Here is a 21,139-nt window from a genome sequence, read left to right on the forward strand (position 1 = left end):
TCAGCATTTTTGAGGTGCATCTTTTTATTTAATTTTAAACATTATAACGTTATATTTACTTCTCCCTTTTTTTGTGTTACGCTAAACGTGTGAAAGAGATATAAAAAATGAAACTTTAATGTAAGCGTATTCTTATGGCTTCTTATAGAAAAGGGTGGAAGTACAATGACAGAACGATTCGTACTACGTAATGTGAAACGTGTGAACGGGGAAGAGATTGACATTGTAATTGAAAATAATAAAATCGCACAGGTGACGAAAGCTGGTGCTGGCGAGGGTGGAAAGGTTCTTGATTACTCAGGTACTTACGTATCGAGTGGTTGGATTGATTTGCACGTTCATGCTTTTCCAGAGTTTGATCCGTATGGCGATGAGGTGGATGAAATTGGCGTTAAGCAAGGGGTAACGACAATTGTTGATGCAGGCAGCTGCGGTGCTGATCGCATTGCAGATTTAGTAAAAAGTAGAGAACAGGCAAAAACGAATTTATTTGCCTTTTTAAATATTTCTCGCATCGGTTTGAAACGAATTGATGAATTATCCAACATGGAATGGATAGATAAAGAGAAAGTAATAGAAGCAGTAGAAAAGTATAAAGATGTAGTCGTTGGGTTAAAGGCGAGAATGAGTAAAAGCGTCGTTTGTGATAGTGGAATTGAACCGCTACATGTAGCGCGCTCTTTATCCCGTGAAACATCATTACCGATTATGGTACATATCGGTTCAGCACCTCCTCGCATTGAGGAAGTTGTACCTCTTTTAGAAAAAGACGATGTGATTACACATTACTTAAACGGGAAAGAAAATAATTTATTTGATGAAGAAGGCAAACCGCTACCTGTATTACTAGATGCAGTGAAGCGCGGTGTTCATTTAGATGTTGGGCATGGTAATGCTAGTTTTTCTTTTAAAGTAGCAGAGGCAGCAAAGCGTCACGATATTGCCTTTAATACAATTAGTACAGATATTTACCGGAAGAATCGCGTGCACGGTCCAGTGTATAGTATGGCTCATGTTCTTTCGAAATTCCTTTACTTAGGTTATCCGCTAGAAGAAGTGATTCATGCGGTGACGAAACATGCGGCAGAATGGCTTAAGAAACCTGAGCTTGGCCGTATTCAAGAAGGGGATATTGCAAATTTAACTTTATTTACGGTGAAAGATGAGAAGATTACGTTAATAGATTCAGAAGGGGATCAGCGCATTGCTGAAAGAAGAATTGATACGAAAGGGGTTGTAGTCAATGGGTCATTCATTGAATGCTAAGTACGGATTAAAAAGAGTAATAAATGCGAGCGGTAGAATGAGTATTTTAGGTGTATCCGCTCCGACAGATACAGTTATGGATGCGATGAAACATGGGGGACAAAATTATGTGGAAATTGCTGATTTAGTAGATAAAGCGGGAGACCATATTGCGAGAATTCTAGATGCAGAGGCAGCTGTCGTTGTGAATTCAGCATCGAGCGGAATTGCACTTTCTATCGCTGGTATCGTGACAGAAGGAAATCGCCGTAAAAGTGAAAGACTTCATCAAGAGGTCATCGCGAAAAATGAAGTGATTATGTTAAAAGGTCATAACGTTCAGTATGGTGCTCCTGTTGAAACGATGATTTACTTAGGCGGAGGAAAACTTGTAGAAGTTGGCTACGCAAATGAAGGGAAAGCAGAGCATATTGAAGATGCGATTGGTGAAAATACAGCAGCGATTCTGTATGTAAAATCACATCATGCCGTGCAAAAAAATATGATTTCTGTTGAAGAAGCATGGGAAGTAGCGCAGCGAAATAACGTACCGCTTATCGTAGATGCGGCAGCTGAAGAAGACATTCAAAAATATGTGAAGTATGCAGACCTTGCCATTTATAGCGGTTCAAAGGCGATTGAAGGACCTACTTCTGGTATTGTTGGCGGGAAACGAAAATATATTGAGTGGCTGAAAGTGCAATTACATTGCATCGGAAGAAGTATGAAAGTTGGGAAAGAAACAACATTTGGCTTACTTCAAGCGCTTGATGAGTACGGAGTAAAAGAAGATAAGAGTGAGCAAGAAAAAGAGTTGTTACAAGTACTTATGCCGCTAAAAGAATTAAACGGTGTAAATGTAACGATCGTTCAAGATGAAGCGGGAAGAGCAATCTTTAGAGCACGCATTCACATTAACGAGAATGAGTTAAATAAATCAGCAAAAGACGTCGTAACAGCATTACGCGAAGGGGAAATTGCCATTTATACACGTGATTACGGAGTAAGACAAGGATTCTTTGATATCGATCCACGTCCACTTCAAGGTGATGACATACATGTGATTGAAGAAAAATTGAGAGAAATTGTAGGGGGAAACTAAAATGACAAACATTCAAAAACGTTTTTATAAAGGCCGCGTAGCATTAAATGTATTAGCGAACAATACCCGAAATGCGAAAGATATTTTTGAAGCAGCAGAAGGTTATGTAGTAGTAGGTGTATTATCAAAAGATTATCCAACAGTAGAAGAAGCTGTTACAGCGATGAAAGCATATGGAAAAGAAATTGATGACGCTGTATCAATCGGACTAGGAGCAGGAGATAATCGCCAAGCAGCAGTTGTAGCTGAAATTGCGAAACATTATCCAGGTAGCCATATTAACCAAGTATTCCCTTCAGTTGGAGCGACACGTGCAAATCTTGGCGGAAAAGATAGCTGGATTAATAGTTTAGTATCGCCAACAGGAAAAGTAGGGTACGTAAATATTTCTACTGGTCCAATTAGTGCAGCTGGAGAAGAAAAAGCAATCGTTCCAATTAAAACAGCGATCGCACTTGTACGTGATATGGGCGGAAATTCATTGAAATACTTCCCGATGAAAGGGCTAGCTCATGAAGAAGAATATCGCGCAGTTGCGAAAGCTTGTGCGGAAGAAGGATTCGCATTAGAGCCAACGGGCGGAATCGATAAAGAAAACTTTGAAACAATTGTACGTATTGCGCTTGAAGCAAATGTAGAGCAAGTGATCCCGCATGTGTACTCTTCTATTATTGATAAAGAAACTGGCAATACGAAAGTAGAAGATGTTCGTGAATTATTAGCAGTCGTGAAGAAGTTAGTTGATCAATATGCGTAAGAAAATTGCAGCATTCGGCGAAGTAATGATGCGCCTGCAAGTACCAGGATATGAATTGTTATCGCAAGCTAATACATTAAAATACTCATTTTCTGGTACAGGTGTGAACGTTGCTGCAGCACTTTCTCATCTCGGGCATGAAGGGCTTCTTATTTCTACTTTACCGGAAAACTCGGTTGGAGATGCTGCATTATCTTACATTCAAAAATTAGGCGTGCAAACCTCGCTTGTTTCAAGAGCTGGCAAATATGTCGGCATGTACTTTTTAGAAAATGGATTTGGAGCACGTGCAAGCCGCGTTACATATTCAAATCGATTAGAAAGTAGCTTCAATACGGCATGTGAAGAAATGTATCAATTTGAAGAAATCGCGAAGGAAATTGATATTGTTCATTTTTGCGGGATTACACTTGCGATGAATGATACGGTGCGTCATCATATGAAATCTTTAGCGAAAGCAGTGAAAGAAAACGGAGGAACTGTCGTCTTTGATTGCAATTATCGTCCATCACTTTGGGGAAAAGATGGGTACGAGCAGGCGAAACCGCATTATGAAGAAATGTTAGGGCTAGCTGATATTGTAATGATGAACGAAAAAGATGCGATGTTTGTTTTAGGAATGAAAACAGACGAAACGGAGCGAGAGGCGCAACTTGTTGATCTTATTCCAAAGGTAGCTGAAACGTATAGTATTGCTACAATCGCTGGTACACATCGCTCTATTAATAGCGATAATACACACTCGCTTCGCGGATTTATATGTAAAGATGGTGCGTTCACTTTTGCAAAAACACTTACGTTTTCTGTATATGATAGAATAGGTGCTGGAGATGCTTATACGAGCGGGATTATTCATGGCGAGATAGAAGAGTTTGCACCAGAGAAAGCTGTTTCATTTGCGTCAGCAGCTGGAATGCTTGCACATACAATCGTCGGTGATACGCCAATGTCATCAGAGAAGGATATACTTCGGGCAATGACGGCATCAGTAGGTGATGTAGAAAGGTAGTGGGTGTAACGGTGAACGTAACGAGGAAAAAAGGACCATTATATTTACAAATAAAAAACATTATTCGTGATCGAATATTGCATGGTGTATATGCAATTCATACGAATATTCCTTCCGAACCGCAGTTAGAAGAAGAGTTCAAGGTGAGTAAAATTACAGTACGAAATGCGATTAAAGAACTCGCTCAAGAAGGGTATTTAGAAAAGAAAAGCGGTAAAGGAACGAAAGTCATCCGTAACACGTCTGCGACAAAACTGTCAAAGGGTAAGAAATTTACTGAAGTGTTAGTGGAAGAAGGATATAAAGTACAGAAGAAATTGCTAAAAGCAGAAATCGTTCAGAATGAAGAAGGAACAGTGCCATTTCGATTATTCGGTAAAGAGAGTTTTCGTATTGAACGTTTATATGCGTTAAATGATGCACCGTATATTCATTATACGCACTATTTCTCAGCGAAAATGGCAAGTACAGATTTATCGGATTTTGATTTGCAATCGCTTTACGATTTAGTCGAGGACCGAGGTATTCATTTAGAAAACTTCAGAGATGAATTTGCTGTTGGACTTGCGCCTAGTTTCGTTGCAGAAGCGTTAGGTGAAAAAGAGGGCACAGCGTTATTAAAACGTATGCGTTATTCTTACGATGAAGTTGGCGAAGTAATTGAATATAGCGAAGGCTACTACAATACAGAAATGCAGCATTATGTAGTGAATTATGACGTATAAAAAGAGGGTATTCGCCCTCTTTTTTTATCCCGCATTAACGGACAGTAAAACTCCCACCTCAAAATTCAGTTGGAGCAAAGAAGTTAGGTGGGAGCCGGGCTGTCCATAAACGTCCGATTGGTTCAACTAATAATCAGTGGGGATGAACAAAACCCCCACTGATTAAAGTTTCACTTTATAAAGTAAGGGGAATGGGAGATGGATATATACTTATTAATCGTCACATTACTTGCAATCGCGATTGTTATTTTAGGGGTATCATGGTGGAAGTGGCATGCATTTATTAGTTTAACAGTTGCGAGTTTATTTTTAGCTATCATGTCTGGATTGAATTTGACGAAAATAGTGACTGCCTATGAAACTGGCGTCGGTAGTGTACTAGGGCATTTAGTTGGTATTTTAGCTCTCGGTACAATTTTAGGAAAAATGATGTCCGATTCAGGGGCCGGCATGCAAGTGGCAGATTTCTTTATTCGATTTTTCGGTGTGAAGAAACTACCGTGGGCTATGTTATTTGCAGGATTTGTTATAGGGATTCCGGTATTTTTTGAAGTGGGGATTGTCATTTTATTACCACTCGTTATTTCCATCCGAAAAACGACGAAGAAAAATATATTATTAATTGCGTTACCTGTCATTGCTGGATTATCGATTGTTCACGGGCTCGTGCCTCCGCATCCAGGTGCGATGACAGCAATCGGTATTTATAACGCGAACTTAGGAAAGGTACTTTTATATTCATTACTTATCGCGCTACCAACGGCTATTATTGCAGGACCGATATTTGCAAAGTGGGTACATAAAAGGGTTATACCTGAGAATGAGCCAGAGCTTATTCGAGTTACGACTGTATCAACTGATTTGCCGAGTCGTAAAGTTTCATTCTTTATTATATTACTGCCAGTAGTTTTGATGATTTTATCAGTCGTTGCACCATATATTTCATTACCGAAAAAGATGACTGAATTTTTTGTATTTATTGGAAGTCCAGTAATCGCTTTACTAATTTCATGTTTTGCAGCATTTTATTTACTTGGCATGAGACAAGGTATTAATAAAAAGATGATTAAAAAATTAACGGATGAAAGCTTATTACCTGTCGGTTCCATTATTTTAATAATCGGTGCAGGCGGTGGATTTAAACAAATATTAATTGAAAGCGGCGTTGGAACAGCGATTGCGCAAATGGCAGAACATATATCGTTATCACCAATCGTATTAGCTTTCATGGTAGCTGGATTAATTCGAATCGCAACAGGTTCAGCAACAGTAGCATTAACGACAGCAGCAGGAATTGTTTCACCAGTTATTCAGCATATGTCAGGTGTAAATTTAGAATTGCTCGTTATAGTAACAGGCGCGGGATCATTAATGTTTTCTCACGTAAATGATGCAGGGTTCTGGCTTGTAAAAGAGTATTTAGGATTAACGGTGAAGGAAACGTTTAAAACGTGGACAGTGCTGGAGACATTGTTATCATTTATTGCATTTTGTTTTGCGCTTTTATTCAATATGTTTATTTAGAAGATACCTTAATTGGTATCTTTTTTTGATGAAGCCCAATTGCCAAAACAAGCCCGTTTTTAAGTAAGCCAAGCTTCCTATTCGCCCTGAAAACATACTATAAATGGAATCCCCTCATTTAGAGCAAGGTGAACTTGTTATGAATGATACTAAAGGAGGAATAGAGTAATGAGCGAAAAGTGTGAACACAGACATGATGATTGTAACCGCAGACATGGGTGCGGCGGCGGTTTTGCGCTTCTAATCGTATTGTTTATTTTATTAATCATCATCGGTGCTAGCTGCTTCGGCGGAGGCGGCGGTTGTGGTTATGGTGGTTACGGCGGTTATGCTGGCGGCTACGGTGGATATTGCTGCTAATTAAAAACTATTGAAAATGGCCTTGTGCGTATTGCACAAGGCCATTTTATTCATATTTTTATGTGCTGTGATAATTTATTAATGTACAGAGAGCGGATTAAGAAGAAGAAAATGATTTCGATAATCCCGAAAAAGGTGAGTACGATACATGTTTCTTTTAGTAATGAGAAAGAAAACATGCTTTGTAAAAACTTAACCGCAAATAACGTGTGAACACCAGCGACGATGTAAGGAACGAAAAATAAAATTCCTAATTGAATCGTTGCAGAGCGAAACATTTCTGATTCAGTTAAGCCAAGTTTTGTAATCGTAATATACTTTTGTCTCTCAGTTGTTAAGTCATTATACATACGGAAATATAAAACACTAGCCGCACCGATAAAGAAAATAAACCCGAGAAATGCCCAAATAAAGAATTGAGCAACTGCATTTCCTTTACCGTACATGAGTTCATCCGTAGCTGTATGAATGTAAAAAGGAATTTGGGCATGTTCTTCTTTGGTTTTTTCAAAGAAATCATTTGCATCATCACTAATCGTACGTAAAATGTTTTTCGTCGGAACGATTGCATTTTCCCAATTCTCTACGAAATAGTTATAAATTATAGTCGTTTCAATATGAGGAATCATATTATTAAATACATAATCTTGTAAGACAACTAAATGTGGGAATGCAAAGGATGGCTCGATCCCCTTATTAATAAACCCTTTAATATGAAATTCTTTTTTATTAGATCCAAGTGTAATCGTATTTTGTTTTGCAAATGGATTAGATACGAGATTGAGAAGTTCTGGTGAGTAGCGAGAAATAATATAAACTTGTGTAGAATCAAGTGTTATTTCCGGTCTTTTCAATTGTTTAGCAATTGCGTTATAATCACTCATCTTCATAAGCATAATATCTTCTTTTGAAGCTGTATCTTTTAATACTGTAAACTTATATTTTTTGTAATCGAAATTGCTATTTGTAAGCTCAGTTTCAATTGTAGTAATATGTTTTTGTTCAAGGGAATTGTCACCTTCTGATGTATAAGTGAAGGGGACTGGATACCGCTCTAGTACCGATGCTTTCGTATTATTATTAGCAGCAAATAATCCAATAATAATCGTAAATGCAAGTGCAGATAGCATAGAAACGATAAAGAGTACATTAATATTACTACGAGTACGAGCAACTAAGTCTGAAATCCATAACATATTTATTTGTTTCAAATAAAACTTTCTACGCTTCTTTAAAATATAGATGAAAAGAAGAAATGTTTGTGAAAAGAATAAATATGTCCCGACTATTACGAGCGGTACAATAGACAACATAATGAGAAAGACAGATCCATTTTGCACATTTTTTTCTGTTACATAGCCTTGCGGGTAACCAGCAATATAATAGCATAGCCCTAAACAAATTAAAGCGAATAAAGAAATGAGTATAGATGGCCGTTTTTCAGCTTTCATTTTTTTGTTACCTTTAATGAGTTGCGCCGTTTTACGAGTACGAATAAACATCGGCGTAAACGTAGAAACGATTAAAAATAAAATGATAAAGGTTACGGTTGTAACGATAATCGCCTCTGTTGGCCAATATAAATAGAGACCTTTCGCACTTGTTAATTTCGAAGTGACTAATAAGAAAAAGTTAGAAAATACTAGGCCACCTTGAATTCCGATAAAGATAGACAATATCCCAATTATCATGTTTTCGGTAAATAACAGTCTTTTTAATTGTCTCTGTGAAATACCGAGAATCGTGAGTATCCCGAATTGCTGCTTCCGTACATTTAAAAATGTTCCAATTGAATATAAGAGAAAGAAGAACGAGAACATAACGATCACAAGCTGTGCTGTACTAGCTAAATTCATTAGAGGATCCCGATCTTGAAAGCTTTGTACATTTTGTAAGCGCGGATGATACGCGTACACAGTAAATGAAAAGAAAACCATGATAGAAAAAGCACTGCTTACAAAATAAGCGAAATATGCTTTAGAATTACGCGAGACATTTTTAAATGCAAATTGCCAAAATGTCATCCACGTCTTCCTCCTAATAATGCTAAAACATCTAATATTTCTTGATAAAACTTCTCGCGATATAGCCCGCGGTGCAGTTCGTTGTAAAGCTCTCCATCTTTAATGAAAATAACACGGTTACAATAACTTGCTGCAAACGGATCGTGCGTAACCATTAAAATTGTTGCATCTTCTTCTTTGTTTAATTTTGTAAATAGCTCCATTACGTCAATTGCCGCTTTTGAATCTAAGTTTCCTGTTGGTTCATCGGCAAGTAGAAGTGACGGATGATGAATAACAGCACGTGCTACTGCGGTACGTTGTGCTTGTCCTCCAGAAACTTCAAAAATACGCTTGTCTAAAATATGATCAATGCCAAGCTTTTTTGAAATGTTATCAAGCTTTTCATCCATTTCTTTTAATGGAATATTATCTAATGTTAAAGGTAGTACGATATTTTCACCGATTGTTAGTGTATCTAATAGGTTAAAGTTTTGGAAAACAAAGCCTAACTCTTGTCGGCGGAAAATAGCTAACTTTTCCCTACGAAATGTGTGTGGTTTTTTTCCGTTAATAACGACATCACCAGAAGTAGGGGAATCAATTGTTGAGATAACATTTAAAAATGTAGATTTACCGCTACCAGATGGTCCCATGATAGCGACAAATTCACCTTTATCTACATGTAAATTTATATTTTTTAAAGCTGTATGAGGGACTTTTCCCTCATATACTTTTGAGACGTTTTTTATGTGTAATACTTCTTCCATAGTAATCACCTTTCTATCTTTTAAAACTTAATGTGTTGTGATAATTTTTGCATATAAAAGGAACGAATTAAAAGGAAAAATAAAATTTCAACTGTTCCAAAAATCATAAGTACGACTGTAATCTCAGCGAAGAACGAGAGATGTAAAACTTCTTGTAACATCTTTGTCGCGAACATCGTATGGATGGATGCCATAATGTAAGGCACGAAGAAAAGAATCGCAAGCTGAATTGTCGCTGAACGTTTCATTTCAGTTTCCGTTAAACCAATTTTCGTAATCGTTATATATTTTTCTTGCTCATTTGTTAAATCTGTATACATCCGGAAGTAAAGAACACTGCCAGCTCCGATAAAGAAAATAACACCTAAGAAAGTACCAATTAAGAAAAATGAAGCGACATTTAGTTTTGTTTTATATAGAGAATCGCTCGCTTCACTTGCATGGAAAGGCGGGTGCTCTGCTTGAATTGCTGCATTGTCGTTATGGATTTTTGTTATAAACGATGAACCGATATTATGTGCTTTTTCCCAATCTGTAACTTTGAAGTTATATACACTCATTTGCTTGGAAACGGTCGATAAGGCTTCTACATTTTCATCAGATAGTATAAGTAATTGGTATATTAAGCTGTTTGGGAATGGACTATAACTTTTATATTCTTTCACGTGTAGTTGTAAATTGTTTTGAGTAAGTGTAAGAGTATTTTTCTGTTCTTTATTGTGAAGTGTTCCAATAACTTGATCATCTAAGTCTTTCATAAGAATATAAGATTCATTCTTATTCACCGTGAGTTTTTCCCAATTTAATGCTTTAGCAAGTACATTATAGTCACTTTGTTTAATTGCGTAATAGAGTTGCGTATTATTTTCAGCTGAAGATACTTCATATATATCCGTTTTAAATTTTGTATAAGTAAAGTGTTCTTCATTAAACTTCTGCTCTAACCAGTTTAAATGCTCATCCGCTAACGTATTTTCAGTATGTGATAAATATGTAAAAGGAAAAGGGTTTTCCCTTATCGCATCAAACTTTGTAAATTTCCCAAAACCGTATAAGAATGTAATCATTGTAAAAGCGAGTGTTGATAGCATCGCTACAATAAAAAGCATGTTAATGTTTGTCCGAATACGTGATGCTAAATCAGAAATCCAAAGCATATTAATGCGTTTCATATAAAACGTTCTTCGCGCTTTTAATATACGAATGAGTAAAAAGCTAATTTGCGAGAAGAAAAAATATGTTCCAGCTGCAATAAGCGATGGGATGACAAATATACTAGAGACGGCATATAAAAGTCCAATGATATCACCTAGCGACAGAAAATATAATGGATTTGCGGCTAATGCATATCCAGATATTAAACATGTTGCACCAAATAGAGAGATGAGCACAGATGCTTTTCTTTCTTTTTGTTTTGTTCCTTCTTTTAAAAGACGTACAGCTTTTCTCGTACGAATGAGCATCGGTGTAAAAGATGATACGAGAATAAAGAGTCCGAGAAAGATGATGATAGTTAAAATAATGGCGCTTGTAGGCCAATATAAATATAAGCCAGGTACATGTGTAATCTTGGCGGTAACTAATAAAAAGAACTGTGAAAAGACAAGTCCAAGTTGAATGCCAAAAAATATAGAAAGAACACCAATTAACATGTTTTCTATAAATATGAGTCGTTTTAATTGTTTTTGAGAGATGCCAAGTACTGTTAAAATCCCAAATTGCTTTTTTCGTACTTTTAAGAAAGTACCGATTGAATATAGTAAAAAGAAAAATGAAAAGAATACGATGACAACTTCTGAAATTGTCATTAATATGTTCAGAGCATAATTTACGTCTGTCATATGCAATTTAGGATGAAATAAGTAAACTGCAAATGAGAAAAAAATAGCAATGGAAAACGCACTGCTTACAAAATAGGCGAAATAAGCTCTGGCGTTCCGCGAGACGTTTTTAAATGCAAACTGCCAAAATGTCATTCACCTAAACCTCCTAATATAATGAGCATGAAAAAGGAGGGAAGAGATCCCACCTTTTTTATGTAATAACCTTTTTAATGTGTATTAGTATATTGTGATAGCTTTTGCATATAAAGTGAACGAATGAATAAGAAAAATACGATTTCAACGAATCCAAAAATAATAAGAACGGCTGAAATTTCTTTGAACAACGATAAGCCAATTACATCTTGCAGCATTTTCGTTGCGAACATTGTATGAATGGATGCCATAATGTACGGAACGAAAAATAAAATACTAAGCTGAATGGTTGCAGATCGTTTCATCTCTTTATCTGTCACACCGATCTTAGAAATCGTTATATATTTCTCTTGTTCGTTCGTTAAATCGGTATACATTCTAAAATAAAGAACACTACCAGCACCAATGAAGAAAATAACTCCTAAAAATGTACCGATTAAGAAGTATGCAGCACTACCAGATGTTATTCTATATAACGATCCTGCTGATTCAAAGGATCGAATAAGAGGTCCTTCATACTGGAATTTGTTTCGATCTTTTTGCACTTTTTCTATAAAATTATCAGCAATCTCATACGTCTGTTCCCAGTTTTGAATTTTGTAATTATATGCTGATATATGCTTTACCGTGTTAGGTAAGTTGTTCACGACAATATCAGGCAATACGATCGTTTGATATGAAAAGTCAGATGGAATTGCACTGATATGTTCATAGCCTTTTACTTTTAATTTCGTATTTGTACTAGAGAGTGTAATGTAATCTCTTTTATAGCTTTGCTCAAATTCATTGAATATAGTGATATAAGACGTCCCCGTTAAAACATATGCTTCGTTATCATTTATAAATAGTTGTTTCATTCGTAAAGAATTCGCAAGCTTGTTATAGTCACTTTGCTTAATTGCGTATACATCATCATAAATAGCTACATCTTTATCTTCTTTTAGTGGTGTTTTATATATATCAGCTTTTATTTTCTTATAAGGAAAATGTTCTTTTTGTAATTGTTGCTCAAGCCAATTTAAATGCTCTGTAACAAAAGGATTCGCATCATAAGAAAAATAAGAAATTGGGAAAGGCGAAGTTCGATTAACGTCTAGCTTAATAAATTTTCCGAACCCATATAGAAACGTAATCATTGTGAAAGCGATAGTAGATAGCATTGCTACAATAAAAAGCATATTAATATTCGTTCGAATACGGTTTGCTAAATCAGAAATCCAAAGCATATTAATCTGTTTCATATAAAACTTTCTTCTTTTCTTTAAAATATAAATAAGTAAGAAACTAATTTGTGAAAAGAAGAAATATGTACCGATTGTAACGAGCGTTGGAATGACGAAAATACTTGAAACCATATATATAACACCTATTTGTGGGCTTACTGATACGAAATATTTAGGATTTCCAGCTAACGCATAGCCACCAAATAAACAAATCGCACCAAATAAAGAAATAAGTATGGACGGTTTTCTTTCTTTTCGTTTTTTACTATTTATTTTTAAAAGGTGTACCGCTTTTTTTGTACGAATGAGCATCGGTGTCAATGTAGATACAACGATAAAAAGACTAAGGAAGACGATTGTCGTTAAAATAAACGCGTTAATAGGCAAGTATAAATATATGCCCGGTACGTGCGTAATTTTTGCTGTCACTAATAAGAAAAATTGCGAGAAGACAAGTCCAAACTGCATGCCGAAAAAGATAGATAAAATACCGATTAACATATTTTCCATGAAGACGAGACGGTGTAATTGTTTTCTAGATATTCCTAAAACGGTCAAGACGCCGAATTGTTTTTTTCTAACTTTTAAAAAAGTACCAATGGAATATAGTAAAAAGAAGAAAGAGAAAAATACAATTACTACTTCTGAAAATATCATTAATCCTGAAATTTCAGAGACCATGCCAAATTTTTGTAATTTCGGATGGAATAAGTAAACAGCAAATGAAAAGAAAACGGCAATCGAAAAAGAACTACTTACAAAGTAAGCAAAATAAGCTCTCGAGTTGCGCGTGACGTTTTTAAATGCAAATTGCCAAAAGGTCATAAATTATACCTCCGGTTAGAAGATATAGAAGTAGTTTTATTGCAAAAAATGTATGAGAGTGAGTTCTCATACATTTTGCTTGCATATGTTACGATCATGCTTCGGTCACCTTCTCCGCATGTTCTGATTGATTATTTGCAGCGTTGTGGAAGATGATTTTAATCGTCGTTCCTTTCCCAACTTCAGAATCTAGTTTGACAGAGTGACCTAAATAATCACAAATTTTACTTACGATATAAAGTCCCATACCAGTAGATTCTCCGAATGTACGACCATTTTTCCCAGTGTAAAACGGTTCGAATACTCGTCGAATATCTTCTTGCGGAATACCAACACCTTCATCACGAACTTCTAAAATAATATCTTTTCCGTTTCGATAAGCGGATAAGAATACTTTCTTTCCGCGCTCACCAGAGTAACGAACGGCATTTGTCATTAACTGATAGATGATAAATTTTAGCCATTTCGCATCAGAAGCAACCTGTAAATCAGAATGAACTTCTAAAACAGGGAAGACTCCGTTTCGGATAAATAGTTCTTTTAATCCATTAATGTTTTTCGTTACCGTATCTTTTAATGAAATCGTCTCAACATGGAAGTCTTCATGGAAGTTATTTAACCTTGCCATGTATAAAGCCATATCCAGTCCTTGGTTTAGACGTTCTAATTCTTTTTTGAATTTCGGAATTAAATGTTCATCTTCCATTTCGAGCACCATAAGTTGCATAACAGAAACGGGTGTTTTCATTTGATGCACCCAATGGTTAATGAATAATTGATGTTCTTGTTGTTTTACTTCATACGATTGTAGTTCTTTTTGGAATAGACGATATTGCGTGCGCACAAGTTCATTTACACCGTGAGGCATTGGAGCAGTTGCTCTTTCAATAAACGCATCTTCCATTTTTTCTGGTTGTTCACTTAATCTATGGTACATTCTACGATTGCGAACGTAACGATAAGCGAGGAAACAAATAAATAAATATAAGCTTAAAACGACGAAGTAAAATTTATTGTTTTGGAATCCATCTACTGCATCATAAAGAACGAAGATGATACCGAAGTTTAATATGTACAGTAGAAAAAATGCAAAATGATCACGTAAAAATAGCTTCATGCTTATTCACTCCAAGTTGCGTTAAAACGATACCCAAGTCCGCGCACTGTTTCAATAGCATTTTCAATACCAAGCTCATTGAACTTTTTACGAAGACGCGTAATGTTTACGTTTAATGTGTTTTCTTCAACGAAGCTCTCGTCATCCCAAAGGGCAGCTAGTAAATCTTCACGGCTCGCTGTACGAGGGAATTTAGATAATAACATTTCTGCTAAAATAGCTTCTTTCTTCGTTAAAAGAACTTGCTCAGATCCGAAGTGAATTTCAGGACGTTCTGGGAATAGTTTTAAACCTTCTACTTCAACGATACGTTCAGAAATATTTGGCGCATAATCACCGTAAATACGGCGTAATTGACCTTTAATTTTTGCCATTACAACGTCATAGTGGAACGGTTTTGTAATATAATCATCCGCACCGCTTTCAATCGCCATAATTTGTTCCATCTCACCAGCACGAGCTGAAATGAAAATAATTGGACAAGTAGATTCATGACGAATTTGGCGGCACCAGTAGAACCCATCGAATTTCGGTAAGTTTACATCAAGTAACACAAGATGTGGTTTCACTGCGTTAAACGATTCCATAATATCATCGAAATTCTCCGCAACAACAGCCTCATAGCCATACTTTTGAATGTGAGATTGCAGTAATGATGAAATATTTGGATCGTCTTCAACGATTAAAATTTTATACATATGTATATTCCTCCTAAAAAAACAATTGTAGCTATAGTGTATCATGTGTTTCAAGTCTTTTCATTATGTTGAAAGATAAGCTAATAAACAGTATAGGGCAAAAGCGTAAAAAGTAAAAAGGGCCTCGTATATAATTGACAATCAACTGAAATCATTTTAACATTTAGATAAATATCTAAATGTTTAATTAGTGAAAGGAAGAAAGACATTGAATCAAGCGTTCAAAGCATTAGCAGATCCAACAAGGCGAAAAATTTTGGAATTATTAAAAGAAGGTGATCTAACCGCTGGTGAAATCGCTGAACATTTCAATATGACAAAACCAAGTATTTCACACCACTTAAACGCACTTAAAAATGCTGAACTTATTCAAGATGAAAAGAAAGGCCAATTCGTTGTGTACTCTTTAAACACAACTGTCTTTCAAGATTTGTTAACTTGGGTGTTTACGTTTACGAATAAGGGGGAAGAGGGGAAATGAGAAAACATGTATTTCCGTTATTATTAATTGCTTTAACGATTATTGCATGGTGCGTTGCTTGGCCGAATTTACCAGAAGAAGTTCCGAGTCACTGGAATGTTTCGGGTGAAGTAGATGGACATATGTCTAAAATGGGAGGTATGATTTTTGATGTGGCAATTATGGTTTTTATATATGCTTTATTGACTGTATTGCCTAAGATAGATCCGAAGTATAAGAATTATGATAAGTTTTCTAAGGGGTATAATGTAATAAATTATAGTGTATTAATCTTATTATTTTTAGTAAATATCATTGGAATTGGAGCTGGATTAGGCTATGACATTCCAATGAATAGTACACCGCATATTCTTGTTGGTCTTTTATTTATAGTTATAGGCAACTATTTACCACAATGTAAACCGAATTATTTTGTAGGCATAAAAACACCGTGGACGTTAAGTAACGAAGAAGTATGGAGAAAGACACACCGTTTTAGCGGAAAAGTGTTTGTTGTATTAGGGGTTATTATGATTTTAAGTATTTTTGCCCCCGTAGCGTGGAAAGGTTTCCTAATCATTGGAATTATTGTCGGGGCAGTAGGATTAACGATGGGATATTCATATGTTGCTTATAAAAAAGAAATAGGGGCCTAATAAAAAATTATGGGGGAGAGAGGATGAAAAGACACGTATTACCATGGAGTTTAATTAGTGGCATTGCAATTGGATGGTATATTGTATGGCCATATTTACCAAAACAAATTCCACGCCATTATAATGCTGCAGGAGTAGTAGATGGATATTTTTCTAAAATAGAAGCAAGTTCATTCTCGATAGGTAGTATGGTAGTGCTCTATATGATATGGCTAGTTTTTGGATTCATAAAAGATAAGTCTATACAGCAATCCAAAGTTCTTTCAGCGATTAATTATGCTATTCTCTTTATCGGATTTGGATGTAACATATTTGCACTATTAGCAGCGTCTAATTATATTGCATCGGGCTCAATTGCATTTAATTTTGGACTTGGAACATTGTTTCTTGTATTAGGTAATTACATGCAACAAACGAAGCCGAACGGGTTAGTAGGCATTCGAATGGACTGGACATTAGAAAATCCTGTAGTTTGGAGAAAAACACATAGATTTGCTTCGAGGGTATTTGTAATAGGTTCACTTTGTATATATGCCGGGGCTTTGCTTCCAGATCCATTTAATATTTTTATGGGGATTGGAATCATATTAATATGTATTATCGTATCAACAATAAAGTCATATAGCATTTATAAAGAAGAGTTGAAAATGTAAATAAAGCTGCTTTTCCTTTTAGGGAAGAGCAGCTTTGTTTTTTTATCACTTCTTCAAAACCGGTATCCAAATTTCACTTTTAAAGTTTGGAGAGGATGTATCTTTCTGTTCATTCCACAATATCTCCGGTCCTTCCGCTAGTTCATAGTTCGAAGAAGGGAACCATTCAGAATAAATACGTCCCCATACATTTTGTAGTGCATCAGGAAATGGACCGACAGCTTCGAATATAGCCCACGTTGAAGCAGCAACTTCAAGTTGTTTAAACTGCTCTGGACAATCCTTTGTTGTGGTTACTCCAATATAATGATCGAGTTCTCCTTTTTCCTCCATTCTTCCTTCAGAAAAATTAGTAGAAGCACTAATAATTCCAGTAGGTTCCATATTTGAAAGGGACTTTAATGTTTGAATAGAATCTGGGTTTAAACTTTTCCACATAGAAGCGATTTCTTCATTTACACCGTTAAAAACGATCGGTACTCGTTTTGTAATACCTATAATTCGAAATGGCTCTTTTTCTTCAATTCGATAGTTCATTTCATTTCCTCCTTGAATGGATAATTGGAAGGTCATTGGTGAATAGGCTTTTAGGGAATGACTACTATTTCGGGCCTCTGAAGGTGTTATGCCGTGCAAGTTCTGAAAGGCACGCGCAAAAGAATCTGGTGAGTTGTACCCATATTTGATAGCGACATCAATGACTTTTGCATCGCTATTTTTTAGTTCAAAAGCAGCGAGAGTAAGACGTCTACAACGAATATATTCTGATAGTGATATGCCAGCTAGAAAAGAAAACACTCTTTTGAAATGATATTCCGAGCAGTAAGCTAGCTTCGCAACTTCTTTAAAATTAATTTCATTTGTTAGGTTGTTTTCAATATAGTGCATTGCAGCATTCATATTTTTAAGTGAATCCATATGATGACCTCCTCTGTACATAGAATAGCAGGAACGAAATAGCTCCATCCGACATTTCGTGCACAACTTTGTAGGGTACATTTTGTACCTTACAAAATTGTAATGTTCCTGTAAGGAGAATGAATGGATGGCATGATATCCCAATGTTATAGTAACAAAGTACTTTGATTCATTAGGTTAAATTTTGATTTCTTTGCTTACTGGTCTTACATAACTGTCATGTTTGTGTAAGAAACATCGATAGTGGCAAGAGTAGAGAGTGTATATAGTGAAAATAGAGAATAGATGAAATGAGGGATGTCGAGATGAAAACAGTGTTAGAAGCAAAAAATATTGAAAAAGTATATGACACAGGTGGTAATAAATTTGCAGCGTTAAAAGGTATTAACTTACAAGTAAAAGAAGGTGAGTTCGTTGGAATTATGGGACCTTCTGGTTCTGGTAAGACGACTTTACTAAATGTTCTTTCTACAATTGATAATGCGACGAACGGTGAAATTTTAATTGATGGAAAAGATATTGTGAAAATGAATGATGATAAGTTAGCGTTATTCCGCCGCGATCATTTAGGTTTCATCTTCCAAGATTATAACTTATTAGATACGTTAACTGTAAAAGAGAACATTGCGTTACCTCTTGCGTTATCAAAAGTGAAAGCGAGTGAGATTGATCGCCGCGTTCTTGAAATTTCAAAGAAATTCGGTATTGATCATATTTTAAGTCAGTTCCCATATCAAGTATCAGGCGGACAGAAGCAGCGCTGTGCGGCATCACGTGCAATCGTTACAAACCCAAGTATGATTTTCGGGGACGAGCCAACCGGAGCGCTTGATTCGAAATCAGCAACAGATTTACTTGAAAGTATGAAGTCGTTAAATGAGTATGATAACTCTACAATTTTAATGGTAACGCACGATGCATTTGCGGCAAGTTATTGTAAACGAGTTATTTTCATTAAAGATGGTGAGTTATATAAAGAATTGCACCGCGGCGAGTTAACGCGTAAACAGTTCTTCCAACAAGTCGTTGATGTAATGTCTTCTATTTCCGGAGGTATGGCTGATGACCTTATCTAGCATTGCCCTCCGCAACATACAGCGGAACTTTAAAGACTACTTTGTATATTTTGCATCTATGATTTTTAGTATCGTTATTTACTTTACATTTAAAGCACTGCAATATAATTCACAAATGGAAAAAGCAGCGGAAGCTTCTAAAAAAATTAGCGGGGCATTCCAAGTTTCCAGTGTGATGCTTATTATTTTCGTAGCGGTGTTTATTATATATTCGAACGGTTTCTTTACAAGAAAACGTAAAAAAGAAGTTGGACTCTATTCCTTATTAGGTATTCGTAAAAGACAAATTGGTAAAATGCTCTTTTATGAAAATATGTTAATGGGATTAATGTCATTAGTAATCGGGATTGCGATTGGTAGTGTCCTTTCAAAATTATTCCTTGAGTTATTAGTAAATATGATGGGATTAAATTTAAATGTTCATTTTGAAGTACCGATAGCTGCCATTATTGATACAGCACTTATTTTCTTTGTGATTATTTTATATACATCACTTCAAGGATATCGTTTAATTTATCGCTTTAAGTTAATTGAACTTTTCCGTGCAGAACGTGAAGGAGAAACAATGCCAAAAGGATCTGTCATTATGGCATTCATTTCAGTTTTCTTAATCGGTTCAGGTTATTTTTTAGCGCTAATGTACATGAAAGCAGTTATGTATGCAGACTTTATGGTCGTTGCATTATATATTTTATTAGCGACAGTAGCAGGGACTTATTTACTGTTCATGTTCTTCACAGTATTTGTATTGAAACGTGCAAGAAATAATAAGTCAGCATTTTATAATGGTATGAATATGGTAACGACATCGCAGTTACTATATCGTATTAAAGGAAATGCGAAATCACTGGCGACAATCGCTATTTTAAGTGCAGTTACATTAACAGCGGTTGGTACGTCAGTTACGATGTATTACAACACATTTACGCAATCAAAAGTTGCTGCACCGTATAGTTATTCCTATGAGAAAAAAGATGCAGCATTAGATAAAAAAGTAAATGAAATACTTGCTGGAGAGAAGAATAATCATCCAGTCACATATGAATCAGAAGTTGAAATGATTCCTGTGAAAGGAACATTTAAAGGTGAAAGAGCTGATCAAGTTCTGAACACACACTATAATGTTACGAATCAGTACCAGCTTATTTCTCAATCAAGCTTTAATAAACAGGTGAAACATTTAGATGTAGAACCTGTAAATTTAAGTGCGAATGAAGCTTTCGTATATGATAGCTTATATATTGAGAAACTGGATTTTGGTCCTCTTTATACAGGAAATACAGCTGTAATCCCTGTTGGAAATGAGGCAAAAGAATTAAAAATTAAAGGTGTGAATAATAGAAGCCTTACAAATTTAAATGAATTATTTGTAATCGTTCCTGATAAAACATATGAGCAAGTGAAACAAGTAAACGAAACGCGCACTGTAAAAAATATTGATGTAAAAGGTGAGCGAAATAGTAAAGAGCTAACAACAAAATTAGCAAGCATTATGCCAGCTGCTGAATCAGAAGTTTTAAAACCATTTAACGATTTCTATACAGGATTCCAAATGGGGCTTGAAACGACAGGCTTAATGATGTTTATTGGGTTATTCTTAGGATTAGTCTTCCTATTAGCGACAGGCTCAATCATTTACTTTAAACAATTAACAGAAGCAAGCGCTGACCGTGATCGTTACATTGTCCTTCATAAAGTTGGGGTAACGAAGCAAGAAATGAAGAAAGCTATCGCAAAACAAGTAAGCTTTATCTTTGCGATTCCGTTAGTAATCGGTATTTTACACAGCTTATTTGCACTAAAAGGTTTATCAAATATATTACCATTTGAAATTATGATTCCGCTTCTAATTAGTATCGGAGTATACGGCGCGATTTATATTGGATATTACTTCTTAACGGTTCGTTCTTATTATAAGATTGTGAGTGCGAAGTAATAAAGGGGCAGCTATCGCTATAGGCGATAGCTGTTTTTTTATTCTTCATAAAATCTTAAGAAATCTCCTCAATTTTTGTTAAGAAACGATAGTTATACTTAAAAAC

At 35.6% G+C, this 21,139-nt stretch carries 19 protein-coding genes; 12 read left to right on the forward strand and 7 right to left on the reverse strand.

What is annotated here, in order from left to right; all coding sequences use genetic code 11:
- Positions 1–165 precede the first annotated feature (165 nt).
- The 7 genes from MR070_RS21065 to MR070_RS21095 all read left to right on the forward strand — a co-directional run bounded on the left by MR070_RS21065 (position 166) and on the right by MR070_RS21095 (position 6,722).
- Positions 166–1,266, forward strand: a complete 1,101-nt coding sequence (locus MR070_RS21065; RefSeq protein WP_138320877.1) for an amidohydrolase/deacetylase family metallohydrolase — start codon at positions 166–168, stop codon at positions 1,264–1,266.
- Positions 1,244–2,347 (forward strand): DgaE family pyridoxal phosphate-dependent ammonia lyase, encoded by a 1,104-nt coding sequence (locus MR070_RS21070; RefSeq protein ID WP_138320879.1) that lies wholly within the window; start codon positions 1,244–1,246, stop codon positions 2,345–2,347. Before MR070_RS21065 ends, MR070_RS21070 begins: the two co-directional genes overlap by 23 nt.
- A gap of 1 nt (position 2,348) precedes the next feature.
- Positions 2,349–3,104, forward strand: a complete 756-nt coding sequence (dagF, locus tag MR070_RS21075; RefSeq protein ID WP_000181938.1) for a 2-dehydro-3-deoxy-phosphogluconate aldolase — start codon at positions 2,349–2,351, stop codon at positions 3,102–3,104.
- Entirely contained in the window at positions 3,097–4,113 is a 1,017-nt protein-coding gene (locus MR070_RS21080; RefSeq protein WP_001227473.1) for a sugar kinase, read from the forward strand. The genes dagF and MR070_RS21080 overlap by 8 nt, the downstream gene beginning before the upstream one ends.
- Complete coding sequence (locus MR070_RS21085) at positions 4,113–4,838, forward strand: GntR family transcriptional regulator (RefSeq protein ID WP_000539273.1); 726 nt, start codon at positions 4,113–4,115, stop codon at positions 4,836–4,838. Before MR070_RS21080 ends, MR070_RS21085 begins: the two co-directional genes overlap by 1 nt.
- Before the next feature lie 198 nt (positions 4,839–5,036).
- Positions 5,037–6,362, forward strand: a complete 1,326-nt coding sequence (gntP, locus tag MR070_RS21090) for a gluconate permease GntP (protein WP_242261950.1) — start codon at positions 5,037–5,039, stop codon at positions 6,360–6,362.
- A gap of 168 nt (positions 6,363–6,530) precedes the next feature.
- On the forward strand, positions 6,531–6,722 hold the full coding sequence (locus MR070_RS21095) for a YjcZ family sporulation protein (protein WP_001290392.1): 192 nt from the start codon (positions 6,531–6,533) through the stop codon (positions 6,720–6,722).
- Positions 6,723–6,772: 50 nt separating this feature from the next.
- Here the strand turns inward: MR070_RS21095 and MR070_RS21100 are convergent, their stop codons facing one another.
- From MR070_RS21100 to MR070_RS21125, 6 genes are all read right to left on the reverse strand, one after another.
- Positions 6,773–8,746: an FtsX-like permease family protein gene (locus MR070_RS21100; protein WP_166688774.1), complete on the reverse strand. Its 1,974-nt coding sequence runs from the start codon at positions 8,744–8,746 to the stop codon at positions 6,773–6,775.
- Positions 8,743–9,495 carry an ABC transporter ATP-binding protein gene (locus MR070_RS21105; RefSeq protein WP_000393249.1) on the reverse strand — a complete coding sequence of 251 codons (753 nt, stop codon included), beginning with the start codon at positions 9,493–9,495 and terminating at the stop codon, positions 8,743–8,745. Before MR070_RS21105 ends, MR070_RS21100 begins: the two co-directional genes overlap by 4 nt.
- A 20-nt stretch (positions 9,496–9,515) precedes the next feature.
- Positions 9,516–11,471, reverse strand: a complete 1,956-nt coding sequence (locus MR070_RS21110; protein ID WP_000144899.1) for an ABC transporter permease — start codon at positions 11,469–11,471, stop codon at positions 9,516–9,518.
- A 74-nt stretch (positions 11,472–11,545) separates the two neighbouring features.
- The gene (locus tag MR070_RS21115; RefSeq protein WP_000145041.1) at positions 11,546–13,519 is read right to left on the reverse strand and encodes an FtsX-like permease family protein; all 1,974 of its coding nucleotides are present in this window, start codon (positions 13,517–13,519) and stop codon (positions 11,546–11,548) included.
- A 94-nt stretch (positions 13,520–13,613) separates the two neighbouring features.
- On the reverse strand, positions 13,614–14,636 hold the full coding sequence (locus MR070_RS21120) for a sensor histidine kinase (protein ID WP_000765331.1): 1,023 nt from the start codon (positions 14,634–14,636) through the stop codon (positions 13,614–13,616).
- A gap of 2 nt (positions 14,637–14,638) precedes the next feature.
- Entirely contained in the window at positions 14,639–15,334 is a 696-nt protein-coding gene (locus MR070_RS21125; RefSeq protein WP_000276737.1) for a response regulator transcription factor, read from the reverse strand.
- A gap of 208 nt (positions 15,335–15,542) precedes the next feature.
- On the opposite strand from MR070_RS21125, the gene MR070_RS21130 reads away from it, so the two are divergent.
- From MR070_RS21130 to MR070_RS21140, 3 genes are read left to right on the forward strand one after another with little or no spacing between them, the layout of a single operon-like run.
- Entirely contained in the window at positions 15,543–15,815 is a 273-nt protein-coding gene (locus MR070_RS21130) for an autorepressor SdpR family transcription factor (protein WP_001070541.1), read from the forward strand.
- On the forward strand, positions 15,812–16,450 hold the full coding sequence (locus MR070_RS21135) for an SdpI family protein (protein WP_001225596.1): 639 nt from the start codon (positions 15,812–15,814) through the stop codon (positions 16,448–16,450). Before MR070_RS21130 ends, MR070_RS21135 begins: the two co-directional genes overlap by 4 nt.
- A 23-nt stretch (positions 16,451–16,473) precedes the next feature.
- Positions 16,474–17,103: an SdpI family protein gene (locus MR070_RS21140; protein WP_000820682.1), complete on the forward strand. Its 630-nt coding sequence runs from the start codon at positions 16,474–16,476 to the stop codon at positions 17,101–17,103.
- 45 nt (positions 17,104–17,148) lie between these two features.
- Here MR070_RS21140 and MR070_RS21145 read toward each other — a convergent pair whose 3' ends face one another.
- Positions 17,149–18,021 (reverse strand): AraC family transcriptional regulator, encoded by an 873-nt coding sequence (locus MR070_RS21145; RefSeq protein WP_070807045.1) that lies wholly within the window; start codon positions 18,019–18,021, stop codon positions 17,149–17,151.
- 305 nt (positions 18,022–18,326) lie between these two features.
- Between MR070_RS21145 and MR070_RS21150 the strand changes: the two genes are divergently transcribed.
- Both MR070_RS21150 and MR070_RS21155 read left to right on the forward strand, forming a co-directional pair.
- The gene (locus MR070_RS21150) at positions 18,327–19,097 is read left to right on the forward strand and encodes an ABC transporter ATP-binding protein (RefSeq protein WP_000859654.1); all 771 of its coding nucleotides are present in this window, start codon (positions 18,327–18,329) and stop codon (positions 19,095–19,097) included.
- Positions 19,084–21,033, forward strand: a complete 1,950-nt coding sequence (locus MR070_RS21155; protein ID WP_070807044.1) for an ABC transporter permease — start codon at positions 19,084–19,086, stop codon at positions 21,031–21,033. The genes MR070_RS21150 and MR070_RS21155 overlap by 14 nt, the downstream gene beginning before the upstream one ends.
- The last annotated feature ends 106 nt before the right edge of the window (positions 21,034–21,139 follow it).

Origin of the sequence: Bacillus cereus group sp. BfR-BA-01453 (assembly GCF_022662915.1) — a bacterium.
GTDB classification, from domain to species: domain Bacteria; phylum Bacillota; class Bacilli; order Bacillales; family Bacillaceae_G; genus Bacillus_A; species Bacillus_A paranthracis.